We start from the raw sequence: 11,860 nt of genomic DNA, 5'->3' as shown, positions 1-11,860 counted from the left end.
GCTTCTCAGCCACAACTCACTGCCGCTCGCTAAGGTTCTGTTCGGCGCTCTTGATTGATCGTGTTATATGATTGCCATGTATTTCTCGATGGCATCATATTACAAGCAGAGGCCGCGCACGCGGATATTGCTGAACAGTTACACTTTTTCCAGCGGCCGCGCCAGCACGAACACCAGCGCCGCCACCACGGCCGCCAGTCCGCCAGCCAGGTACAGCACGCTGGCAAAACCGTCGATGAAGGCGTGGCGCGCCGCTTCCTGCGCCACGGCCTGCAGGGCGGGCGGCAGCTGGCCGAAGGCGTCGGCCGCGTTGCCGGCGACGATGCGCCCTATCATTTCGGGCGAGGCCTTCAGGCCGTGCAGCCACGCCAGCTTGTCGAACGAGGCTGCCGTGCGCATGGCCAGCACGGCGCCCAAGGCGCCCACGGCCAGCACGATGCCGACAAAGCGCGTCGTCGTGCTGATGCCCGAGCCCATGCCCGTGCGCTCGCGCGGGATGCAGGCGAGGATGGCCTTTTGCGTGGTGCCGTTCAGCAATCCCGCGCCCGCTCCCGTGACGATCATGCCCGCGGCCACCAGGCCGTACTGCAGGCTGGCGGCGGCCAGCGCCGTGGCCACGTTGCCGACAGCGACGGTCAGCAAGCCCGCCACTAAAATGCCGCGGTCGTCCAGATGGCGCATGGCGCGCGGCGCCAGACGGGACAGCACCACCATGGCGACGGCAAACGGCAGCATGGCGCAGCCGGCCAGCACGGCGGAAAAGCCGAAGGCGTTCTGCAGGTACAGCGGCAGGAAGGTCATCATCACCTGCGCGGCGATCGCATAGCCGAACATGCCCAGCACGGCGCCGACGAACACGCGCCGGCCAAACAGCGACAAGTCGACCATGGGCGCGCGCTGGCGCCGTTCCACCAGCACGAAAACGGCCAGCAGGGCCGCACCGGCCACGAAGCGCAGCACGGTGGCGCGGCTGGACCAGCCCGCCACGCTGGCGTCGATCAAGCCCCAGATGATGGCGAACAGGCCGGCGGAGAATAATGCCGCGCCGAGCGGGTCGAAACTAGCGTTGGACGCATCATTCGATTCGTCCACGTGCTTGCCTACGAGCCACATCAACATGGCGACGACGGGCAGGTTCAAATAGAAAATCCAGCGCCAGTTGATGGCGCTCGTGATCAGGCCGCCCAAGAGGGGCGCCACCGTCATGGCCGCGCCCATGGCCGCGCCCCACACGGACCAGGCGCGCGCGCGCTCCTTTTCCGCATGAAAGGTGTGGCCGATGACGGCCAAGGCGGACGTCAGCAACAGCGCCGCGCCGAGTCCCTTGACGGCGCGCGCCACGTTGAGCACGAACGGCGTCCACGCCAGGCCGCACAACAAGGAGGCCAGCGCGAAAACGGCCAGGCCGAACAGCATGACCTTGCGCCGGCCCAGGCGGTCGGCGATGCTGCCGGCGGGCAGCAAAAACGAGGCGAACGCCAGCATGTAGGCGCTGACCACCCATTCCACGTCGACGAAGCTGGCGTTCAGCGAGCGGGCGATCGACGGCAAGGAGACGGCCACGACGTTGGTGTCGAGCATGATCAGCGCGCAGACGCCCGAGCACGTATATAAGGTCCAGTTGGTATTCTTCATGCCCCGATTGTAAGCACGCTTGTATTATTTCCTGTTATAAGACAGCAGCCTTATAATTTACTCATGGTGAATACAGATAAAGAAATGGAACTGCGGCATTTCCGCTGCGTGCTGGCCGTCGCGCACAGCCTGCACTTCGCGCGGGCCGCCGCGGAACTGGGCATTTCGCCGCCCGCGCTGACCAAGCAGGTGCAGGAAACGGAGCAGCTGCTGGGCACGCGGCTGTTCCAGCGCAGCAAGCGCGCCGTGTCCCTGACGGCGGCCGGCGAACTGTTCGTCGTCGAGGCCACGCGCGCGCTGGGGCAACTGGCGCAAGCGCAGGAAGTGGCGCGGCGCGCCGGGCGGGGCGAACTGGGGCGGCTGGAAATCGGCTACGTGGCGTCGGCCGCGTATTCCGGCGTGCTGCAGGACCAGTTTGCCCGCTTTCGTGCCAGCCACCCGGGCATCCACATCGGCGCGCGCGAATACGCGATGGATGCCCTGCCCGGCTTGCTGGACCAGGGCCGGGTCGACCTGGCGTTCGTGCGCCCGCCCCTGCACTTGCCGGACGGCATCGACAGCGTGGTCTTGCTGCGCGACCGCTTCGTGCTGGCCGTGCAGGCGGACAGCCCGCTCGCCCGGCTGGAGGTGGCGGCGCCGGCCGCGCTGGCGCAGCAGGCGTTCATCGTGCCGGAACAGGAATTGGGAACATTGGAAGTGAGCCGGCGCGGCGGCTTTGCGGCGCAGGTGGTGTCGCGCCCCGGCAGCCTGGTGGCCGTGCTGACGGAAGTGTCGCTGGGCGTGGGCTGCGCCATCGTGCCCCACTCGGTAATGGCCAGCGTGCAATTGCCCGGCGTGGTGTTCCGCGAGCTGGCAGGGCCGCGGATCAGCTCGGAAATCGCCGTGGCCTTCCGTCGCCACGAACAGGCGCCCGCCGCGCGCGCCTTCATTGCCCAGCTGCGCGTGGCGGCGCTGGATTGACCTCAGTTCTTCAATACCGCCACGGCGTAGGTGCACGCTGTGGCCGTTTCATTGCGAAACACGCAGTCGGCGGGCGGACCCAGTTCCAGGCAATCGCCCTCGTCCAGCACGTGACGCGTGTCTCCTTCGATGAAGACGAGGCTGCCGCTGAGCGACCATATGAGTTGTCGCCGCGACACATAGGCGGCGGCCGGCATGGCCACCACGGCGCCCGGCGGCAAGGTAATATGCACGAGGTCGAGCGGCATGTCGGACGCGGGCGACACGTGCCGCCGCAGATAGCCGCTCTGCGGGTCGGTCCACACCGGTTGTTCCGCCTTGCGCAACAAGCGCCCCGCGCGCATCTCGGCGCGCGCGATCAGCTCGGACATGCTCATGTCGAAAGCGCCCGACAGCCGCGCCAGCAAGGTGGCCGTGGGGCTGCAGTCGCCCCGCTCCACCTTGTGCACCATCGCGCGCGACACGCCCGAGCGGGCCGCCAGGTCCGTCAGCGACCAGCCCAGGCTTTCCCGCTCGAGGCGCACCCTGGCGCCGATGCGCTGGTTCAATTCGTCTGGTTTAGTGGACATTTATATTATTTTATTGGACAAGCGGTGAGCGGCAACCTATGATTTGTCCATTATAGTAGACGCTTGACGAGGAGAGCAACATGCAGATACGCGATGCCCACGCGGGCGATATCGAGGCCATACTGGCCATCTACAACGACGCCGTCAGCAACACCCTGGCGATCTGGAATGAACGCACGGTCGATGCGGCCAACCGCGCCGCCTGGCTGGCCGACCGCCAGCGGGCCGGCTATCCGGTGCTCGTCGCCATCGATGCGGAAGGAACTGTCGCTGGCTACGCCTCGTTCGGCGACTGGCGCCCGTTCGAGGGCTTCCGGCATACGGTCGAGCATTCCGTGTATGTGCGCGCTGATCGCCGGGGCGCCGGCGTCGGCAAGGCTTTGATGGTGGAATTGATAGCGCGGGCGCGCGGCTTGCGCAAGCACGTGATGGTGGCGGGCATCGAGGCGGGCAATGCCGGCTCGATCGCCCTGCACAAGCAGCTGGGCTTCGAGGAAGCGGGCTTGATGCGCCAGGTGGGCACCAAGTTCGGCGCCTGGCTGGACCTGGCGTTCCTGCAGCTGCAGCTCGATGCGCGCAGCGATCCGGACGGCATCGCGCCGCCCGGCTAAGCAAGCATCAAGGATCGATCTCCGGCGGCGGGCGGCGCAGCGCCATATGCTCCCACACGGCCACCAGTACCAGCACGCAGCTGGTGATGCAGGCCAGGGTCAGGGGCGGATACAGGCGGCCGTAGGCCATCGGGATCAGCGCCAGGATGATCAAGATGCCCAGCAGATGCGACAGCGGCGGCGCGGCGCGCTCGCTGCTGACCCATTTGAACAGCGCATTGCCCAGCAGATACAGGATCGGGCCGCCCAGCAAGGCGCTGATGCCGGCGAAGCTCGCTTCGTCCGGATGCACGAGGGCCAGTTCATCGGCCACGGCGCTGACGATCACGCCGCCCACGATCAGCACGTGGATATAGGTGTAGGCCTTGCGGGCGATGCGGCCCGGGTCTTTCGAGTGGGCGATGCGGTGGTGGCCCGCCTCGGCGCCCGTGTCGAAATAAATCCACCACATGGCGATACTGCCGACCAGGGCCGACAGGAAGCCCAGCCAGTTGGCGGCCGTCCATTCCAGGCCCGCGAACGTGGCGCCCGTCACCAGCAGGGATTCGCCGAGCGCGATGATGACGAACAGGCCGCAGCGTTCGGCCATGTGGCTGCCATCGACGTCCCAGTCGGCCGTCGTCGAGCGGCCCAGGCCGGGCAGGCCGAACTGCATCCAGGGACCGGCCAGGTCGATCGCCAGTGCCAGCACCCACCAGAAGATGCGCTGTTCGGGCGACGCGAGGCCGCCGGCGATCCAGAAGATGCCGGACAGCATGGCCCACAGGGCGATGCGCTGGAAATTGCGGCGGCGCGACAGCGCTTCATGGCGCACGGCCCACCAGGCAAACAGGGGCCGGCCCACCTGCATGGCGACGTAGGCGCCGGCAAAAGCCAGCCCCCGCGTGCCGAACGCTTCGGGGATCGAAGCCGACATGATCAGGCCGCCCAGCATCAGCGCGAACAGGCTGATGCGCACGGGAATGCGTTCGGGGTCGAGCCAGTTGGTAATCCACGACGTAAAGATCCATACCCACCAGACGGCCATCAGCAGCAAGCCCGTCTGCAGCCAGCCCATGGCGCTCAGGTGGGCCAGCAAGCCGTGCGACAGTTGTGTGACGGCAAACACGAAGACGAGATCGAAGAACAGCTCGATCATGCCCACCTTGCCGCTGTCCTGCACGCCGCGCTGGCGCAGCAGGGAAATGCGATTATTCATTTTTTTCCTTGCATAAAAACCGGAGCGGCGCCCGCGGCGCCGGCCAAAACGGCACGATGATAGCAGATGGGGATGGCGGCCATGGCGATGCGCCGCGGCCGGCAGGCGTTTGCTCTTCCGGCCGAATTTCGCTACGATGGGCCGCATGCGCGGGACCCCACCTCCACCATGTATCAGCTGAATTGGCGCGGCCCCTGGCTGGCTGCCGTGCTGCTGCTATCGCTCGGTGGCGACGCCCCGGTGCTGGCGCGCCGGCTGGCCGAACCGGCACCCGCGTGCCGGGCGCCGCAAACCATGGCGCTGACGGTCAACAGCGACGCCGTCGCCACGGCCAGCAACGATATCAACGACAACACCCTGGTGGCGCTGCGCGCCAACGGCACCGCGTACTGGACGGTTTTATTGTCGACGGCGACTATCCTGCTGCAGCTGGACGCCGACCGCGGCGATACCGTCGTGACGTTCCAGAAAGGACTGACCCTGCGTTTCCAGGCGCTCGGTCCGCAGCAGTATCAAATCCTCATCGATGGTCCCATCCTCGATGACGGCACGCAGTACACGCTGACCGGCAAGGTGGTGGCCGTTTTTGAACGCTGCCCGGCCCTGCCCGCGCCGGCCGCGCGCTAAAGCCGCGCATGGCATCCATTTAATTCAATAAACCGTTTATATTCAATTACATTCCCTGTCCGGTTTGTCTGCCGCCGCGAAATTGGCGGCGGCGCATTCCCGCGCCGCGCCCGGATGCCGCGCCATTGCTGCCTTTGCGACAATTCGAGAGAATCGCGCAAAAAAATAAGCATAGAATCGCTACTCGTGATTCGCAAGCGCCGGCATGGTTATATTCCGAATAGCCGGAAACCATTTTTTGAATAAGCAAATACAAAAATATATTAATCAATTCGGGATTGATTAATATTAAATGTCTTGTCTTTATTTGACATTGCATATTGTCCTGCCACATTTTTATGGCATGGCCGCCAAGCCGTTGCAACACCGTTTTCCACCGACTTACCCAACTGCCCCGGACCTTCGGCCACGGGGCGCCCACCGCAAGTGCAGGCCGATATCACCTCATGGAGAATGTCATGTCCAACTTACCTCGCGTCGAAGTCACCAACCATACGCTGGCCGCCGGCCAAAGCGTCACCACCAACACCACGCCGAACACCATCGCGCTATCCATCGCCAGCAGCGACAGCAACAACCAGACCGGCATCGCCTTCCAGTTCCAGGGCCGCACCACGTACTGGAATCCCAGCGTCAGCACCGGTTTCACCACGGCCAAGCTGGCAAGCGACACGGGCAATGGCGTCGTCACGTGGAAAGCCGGCCTGACGGTCACCTACTCGCCGCAAAGCACGGGGCTGTACAACGTGCTGCTCTCCGGCGACATCGTCGACAGCGGCACCGTGTATACCTATACGGGCTTCGTGCTGGCCACCTTTACCTCCAACTCGCAGTAAGCGGCGACTCCACGCCCGCCTGCGGGCGGGCGCCCTGGATGGCGGCCCGCCACCGCATCCAGGCAGCCAGCCTGGCCATCCGACGCCCTTTTCGGGCCCATCCGTTGTAAACGATTGCGATGCCGCACGGCGCGCCGTGCCGCCGCATCGCAGCCCGAGTCGCGTCTTGAGTGGAGGTTGTCATGGGTTTCAGCTTCGTCGCCACCGATCCCGCCAGCAAGGTCAGCCTGTATGAATCGCCGCCGCAGGCGGACCATGCCTGGGCCGGCTACCTGCTGCCGCCCGTCGCGCCGCCGGCCACGCCTCCGGACAGCATCAGCTATGCCGACAGCCTGTCGCCGCAGCGCATGGGCAGCTACGTGTTTGCCAGCGCCCGCCCGGCGGCGCTGGACGCGGCGCCCGGCCCCTTCATCGCCGCCCTCGCCGCCTATATCGACGGACAGTCGTCGTCCCCGGGACTGAACCTGAACGCGCTGCTGTGGCTGCGCGACACCGATGCGGCGCCGGCCGATCCCTTCAAGAACTACGGCTGCAGCTACAGCTATAACCCGCTGACCAAGGGCTTTGCCACCAGCACCAATGTCAATTTCCTGCTGGGACAGGACCTGCTGTTCAACGTACTGTCCGGCGTCGGCCTGTCCATCGACGCCACCAGCGGCAGTCTGCGGCTGTCCGCGCCGCTGGCGACGCCGCCGGCGCTGGCCTTCCAGCGCAACGCCGGCGATATCGGCATAAGAGTCACGGGCGGCGGCAACACGATCCGCACTTTCGTGCCGCTGGCGGGCGCGAATGCGGGCTGCCTGACCTTTACGGCCACCGTCAACCCTGCCGCCACCTTCGGCCCCCGCGGCCTGGCCGTCGGCTTCCCCCTGAGCGCGCGCGACACGGCCAGCGGCCAGCTGCAGCAGCTGTTCTACCCGGCGCTGAGCGCGCCCGCCGCGCTGCCGGCCAGCCTGGCCTGGGTCGGCACGGTCGACCCGCTCGATCCCTACAATCAGAAGCTGTCCGCCAAGGCAAGGCTGGAAGGCGTATTGCGCTGCGGCCTGCTGCCGGCCGGCCAGCCCGCCTTGCCGTCCACCTACCGCACGGCACTGGGCCATGCGACGGCCTTGCTGCCGCTGGGCGCCGCCAGCGGGCAGCCGCCCGTGATCGGCCTGCAGTCGGGCGCCCTGGCCTTTGGCTGCGCCGCGCCATCACCGTCTCAGCCCGCCACCAGCAAGGCCTTGCTGACGCCGGCCGGGCGCTTCGGCCTGAACGCCAGCGGCCAGGCTGCCGGGACGCCGACAAACTTGCTATGCGGCATCTTCGGCTCGGAACAGCTGAGCATGGCCACCTATGATGGCGCCGCGCCGCAGAATGACAGCCTGCTGTTCGTGCCCGCCTCGCCCGCCTACGCGGCCGTCTTCCCGTTCCAGGCCGCGACCTTGGACTTGCCCGATTCCGGTAACGTCGCCACGCCGCTGACGGCCGATTACCTCAGTTGCTGGGCCAGCGTGCTCAAGGGCGGCGCGGCCATGCCGCAATACCATGCGGAGCCGGCGGGCAGTCCCATGTACGGCTTGCCGCCTGCCGCCCGGGCGGCCGCCTTGCTGCGCGCCGTGGGCGCCGACACCGTGCTCGCCTCGACCCCGCCCGCGCTGCCCGTGCCGCAGGGCGCCGCGCACGCCTTTCCCCTGTTGCCGTATGGCGGCACCGTCAGCGGCGGCCCGCTCGATATCAGCGCCTCCCTGCTGTCGAGCTTTGAAAGCAGCATCGTGGCCGCCACGCGCAAGGCCGTCATTTCCGGCGGCGCCGGCGCCACCTGGCAGGCGCGCGCGGCCGCCAGCCGCCGCGTGCGCGGGCTGGCCGCCGGCGAAGCGGTGGCGGAAGCGCCGCACTACCGCACCACGCCGCAGGGCGCTGTCGCCACCGTGTCCAGCCAGGCGCAGGACCAGGACGCCTTCCTGTCGGTGACCCTGGGCCAGACCCTGGGCGCCGGCGGCCAGGTCTTGCCGTTCGGCTTCCGCTTCCCGGACGCTATCTTGCAGGATGCCTTGCAGACCAACCAGCTGTTCCTGGTGGCCGTCAACGCGGCCCACCTGTCGGACGGCGGCGCGCGCTTCGACAATACCGTGGGCATCGCGGGCTGGACCATGCAAGCGCAGGTGGGCGTCGGCGTGACCCCCACGTCCTACCGCAACGTGATGCTGCTCAAGTATTGCAGCGGCAGTGTCAGGGAACGCGTCGCCAATCCGAACGCCTGGTCGGGCGCGCCCGATTTTTCGCTGGCCGCCGACGCCGGCCCCGGCGTCCAGGGCATCGCCTACACGGGGCTGTCGCAGTGGCTGCAGGACATCATCGAAGCGGCCGAGGCGCTGGCGGCGGACAATCCCGAATCGCCGTACCGGCACTTCCTGGAGCTGGTCAGCGATCCCGCCTGGACGGGCGTGCTGGTGCTGCAGGCGGACCTGGATCCGTCCAGTCTGCCCGCCGGCCTGCAGGGCATCGCGGCCGGCCTCGACCTGACGCGCTTCGTCGCCCACCATTTCGGCTTCACGGCCAGCCGCGTGACGGTGCATGGCGACGGCAGCATTACCCTCGACGGCAATTCCAGCACCTTCGGCCTGGTCGACTACCAGGACCCGGCCTTCGCCGCAGGCCAGCGCAACGGCTTGCCGCCCGATACGCCGATCGCCCTGCCCGACACCGACAACTATGCGTTCCGCGTGCTGCAATTGCAGGTGCTGTTCGACAATGCCGTCATCAAGACCTTCAAGAGCTACGTGCAGCTGGCCGTCAACGGCCTGCTCGGCTCGCGCGTGACGGCCACCACCTTCGGCGGCAATGCGATGCCGAACAACGGCGTGGTACTCGACGGCAGCTATATCGACCAGAATGGCACCGGCATCTACATCTTCGAGCAAGCCACGCCGTCGATATTCAGCCTCGACAGCAACCTGCTGCGCCACGTGGCTTTCCAGCGCATCCAGTTCAACTGCCTGGGCACCACCGACGCGGGCGCGACCGTGCTGAACCGTTTTTCCGTCTGGGGCACGCTGGACTTCGCCAGCCTGGACGACCGCGCGGGCGCCGCGCTGGACCTGCTGTCGTTCGGCGCGCTGGCGCCGGACCTGCCGCCGGACGGCGCAGGCCTGGCCTTTTCCAACCTGGTGATCGACATGCGCTATCCGCAGACGACGCCGTCGGCCGTGCGCTTCGACGAGGTGACGACCAACCTGGCCTACGACCTCGACGCCAGCCAGGCCAGGCCGGACAGCCTGTTCAAGGGCTTCGGCCTGGAACTGTCGGGCTTTATCGCCGCCGCCGACGGACAAAAGCCGGCCGATTTCGGCTTCCTGCCCGTCAGCACGGCGCTGAACCTGGGCACGCTCGACGGGCCCTGGCACGGCGTCGTGTACGACGTCACCATGGGCGGGCCGGGCGCGCTCGTCTCGGCCGCCGGCTTCCATTCGACCCTGCTGCTGGCCTGGTCGCCCGCCAGCACCGCCGGCGACGACGAGCAAGCCGTCTTCGTCGGCCTGTCGCTGCCCGGCGCGGCCCCGGGCGCCAGGCTGATCAGCCTGCAAGGCATCTTCAAGCTGGCCATCGACAATATCGGGCTGATGCGCCAGAAAGTGCCCGACGAAGAGTCCTACTATTATTGCCTGCGGCTCGACAATATCGCCATCAAGTTCCTCGGCATCGCCAAGCTGCCGCCCGACGCGAACATCCAGTTCTTCCTGTTTGGCGACCCGAAGAATACGGGCAGCCTGGGCTGGTATGCCGCGTACATCGCCGATGCGGCCGCCCGACAGGAGCCGAAGCAGGAGCAGGAGCAGGCCGCGCTGGCATTGCCCGCCATCTCATTGGGGAGCGCAGCATGACCAACGTCGTGTACTGGAATATCGAGAACTTCGGCATCAACAAGGTCAACAATCCCAGCCGCAAGCGGCCCCGCTATGGCGAAGGCGGCCGCTGCGGCGGCAACCTGCCGGCCGTGGCCGCGCTGCAGCGCCGCAATCACATCCTGACTATCCTGCGCGCAACGCAGCCCGATATTTTCGTCCTGATCGAGGTGTCGGCCAGCGCGGCCGGCGCCGGCGACCTGGCGCCCGACACGGGCGGCCTGCAGGGCGCAATCTTTCTGTTGCAACTGCTGCGCAACGACGCCACCGACCCCAACCGCGCTGCCTGGCGCATGGTGCCGCCGCTGAAAGTGGGCACGGACGGGCGCACGGAATCGGTCGCCGTGCTGTACCGCGGCATATCGGGCACGGCCGGCACGGCCACGGAAGTGCGGCGCTATTTCACGGGGCCGAACGTGTGGACGGGCGGCGGCGTGTCGGCTGTGGCGGCCGGCGCCGTGCCCGCCGCCTACCCGGCCGGGGGCGCCGGCGCGCCCAACATCCAGGATTTGCTCAACCCGCCAGGCCAACCGGCGCGCATCATCCCGGCCGGCGCGCAGTACAACGGCGGCCTGGCCGAGGGCATGGCGGCGGCGCGCATCGCCTTCGCGCCCGCGCCGGCGCCGGCCGTGCCGCCCGTCGTTGGCGGCCTGGTCAATTTCAACGGCTTGCGCCAGCCCTTCATGGTCAGTTTCGTGGAAACCAACCAGGCCAACGTCATCACGCGCAACCTGACCCTGTTTGCCGTGCATGCGCCGCCCAACCACGGCGGTGCCACCAATTTCATCAATATCCTGCTGCGCGGCCTGCTCGACGTGGTAGCGGCGCCCGCCGGCGCGCCGCACAATGAAATCAAGCTGATCTGCGGCGACTTCAATCTGAACGCCATCCACGCGCTGCCGCCCGGGGCGGGCGGGCGGACCACGGCCTACGATCAGTTGCGCGGGATCAACTACATACCGCTGCTGGACCCGCCGCCTGCCATGCCGGCGGCACCGAACCTGACGCTGGACGCGTATCAGGGCTACCTGGCCACGCATATCCGCCCCAAGCGCACCAAGCAGCAGCTGACGCAGCAATCGCGCTTCCTGTGGTCCGACAATACGGCCGGCGGCGCGCTGCTGGCGTCGCCGTATCCCGGCTATAACTATATCGGCAGCGATATGGTCAGCAACTTTTTCTCGATCGACAATATGCTCGTCAACCCGCTGGTGGCGGCGAATAACTACCAGTTCACGGTGATGAATCCCGTGTCGGGCACGCCGTTCGCGCGGGCGGGCGCCATGCCTGCGGGCGTGCCCACCGGCACGCGCCCGCTGGCCGCGCAATTTACGAACCTGCCCGCCGGCATGGCCTGGCCGCAATCGCCGGCGGCCGTGTATGCCGTAGGCCAGGCGCGCACGCTGAACGGCTGGGCCAATTACGGCTACCTGCGCAGCACCAGCGACCACCTGGCGCTGTTTGCCGTGCTGTAGACAGAGCGTCCGGGCGGGTGCGAGCGTCCGCCCTGGACATCATGACTGATTCAAGGAGCAAGTCC

The 11,860-nt window shown here is 67.0% G+C and carries 9 protein-coding genes and 1 pseudogene; 6 read left to right on the top strand and 4 right to left on the bottom strand.

What is annotated here, in order from left to right; genetic code table 11:
* Positions 1 to 138: 138 nt before the first annotated feature.
* Positions 139 to 1,638 (bottom strand): annotated as a pseudogene (locus IGS55_RS02810) (MFS transporter); the annotation flags it as partial.
* Positions 1,639 to 1,698: 60 nt separating this feature from the next.
* On the opposite strand from IGS55_RS02810, the gene IGS55_RS02805 reads away from it, so the two are divergent.
* Positions 1,699 to 2,595, top strand: coding sequence for a LysR family transcriptional regulator (locus IGS55_RS02805; protein WP_230515898.1), 897 nt, complete (start codon positions 1,699 to 1,701; stop codon positions 2,593 to 2,595).
* 2 nt (positions 2,596 to 2,597) lie between these two features.
* Here the strand turns inward: IGS55_RS02805 and IGS55_RS02800 are convergent, their stop codons facing one another.
* Positions 2,598 to 3,164, bottom strand: a complete 567-nt coding sequence (locus IGS55_RS02800) for a helix-turn-helix domain-containing protein (protein WP_230515897.1) — start codon at positions 3,162 to 3,164, stop codon at positions 2,598 to 2,600.
* Positions 3,165 to 3,244: 80 nt separating this feature from the next.
* On the opposite strand from IGS55_RS02800, the gene IGS55_RS02795 reads away from it, so the two are divergent.
* Positions 3,245 to 3,775: a GNAT family N-acetyltransferase gene (locus tag IGS55_RS02795; protein WP_230515896.1), complete on the top strand. Its 531-nt coding sequence runs from the start codon at positions 3,245 to 3,247 to the stop codon at positions 3,773 to 3,775.
* A gap of 7 nt (positions 3,776 to 3,782) precedes the next feature.
* Here the strand turns inward: IGS55_RS02795 and IGS55_RS02790 are convergent, their stop codons facing one another.
* Entirely contained in the window at positions 3,783 to 4,973 is a 1,191-nt protein-coding gene (locus tag IGS55_RS02790; RefSeq protein WP_230515895.1) for a low temperature requirement protein A, read from the bottom strand.
* A gap of 81 nt (positions 4,974 to 5,054) precedes the next feature.
* Between IGS55_RS02790 and IGS55_RS02785 the strand changes: the two genes are divergently transcribed.
* Positions 5,055 to 5,600: a hypothetical protein gene (locus IGS55_RS02785; protein WP_230515894.1), complete on the top strand. Its 546-nt coding sequence runs from the start codon at positions 5,055 to 5,057 to the stop codon at positions 5,598 to 5,600.
* A gap of 46 nt (positions 5,601 to 5,646) precedes the next feature.
* Here the strand turns inward: IGS55_RS02785 and IGS55_RS02780 are convergent, their stop codons facing one another.
* Positions 5,647 to 5,967 (bottom strand): hypothetical protein, encoded by a 321-nt coding sequence (locus IGS55_RS02780; RefSeq protein ID WP_230515893.1) that lies wholly within the window; start codon positions 5,965 to 5,967, stop codon positions 5,647 to 5,649.
* 91 nt (positions 5,968 to 6,058) lie between these two features.
* On the opposite strand from IGS55_RS02780, the gene IGS55_RS02775 reads away from it, so the two are divergent.
* From IGS55_RS02775 to IGS55_RS02765, 3 genes are all read left to right on the top strand, one after another.
* A complete protein-coding gene (locus IGS55_RS02775; protein WP_230515892.1) occupies positions 6,059 to 6,436 on the top strand; it encodes a hypothetical protein in 378 nt (125 codons plus the stop codon).
* 182 nt (positions 6,437 to 6,618) lie between these two features.
* Positions 6,619 to 10,299, top strand: coding sequence for a hypothetical protein (locus tag IGS55_RS02770; RefSeq protein ID WP_230515891.1), 3,681 nt, complete (start codon positions 6,619 to 6,621; stop codon positions 10,297 to 10,299).
* Positions 10,296 to 11,795 carry an endonuclease/exonuclease/phosphatase family protein gene (locus IGS55_RS02765; protein WP_230515890.1) on the top strand — a complete coding sequence of 500 codons (1,500 nt, stop codon included), beginning with the start codon at positions 10,296 to 10,298 and terminating at the stop codon, positions 11,793 to 11,795. Before IGS55_RS02770 ends, IGS55_RS02765 begins: the two co-directional genes overlap by 4 nt.
* The last annotated feature ends 65 nt before the right edge of the window (positions 11,796 to 11,860 follow it).

It is taken from the genome of Janthinobacterium sp. EB271-G4-3-2 (assembly GCF_020858035.1).
GTDB lineage: Bacteria > Pseudomonadota > Gammaproteobacteria > Burkholderiales > Burkholderiaceae_D > Janthinobacterium > Janthinobacterium aestuarii.
Note: the sequence above shows the minus strand (reverse complement) of the source record. Positions and strands in the feature narration are given on the sequence as shown.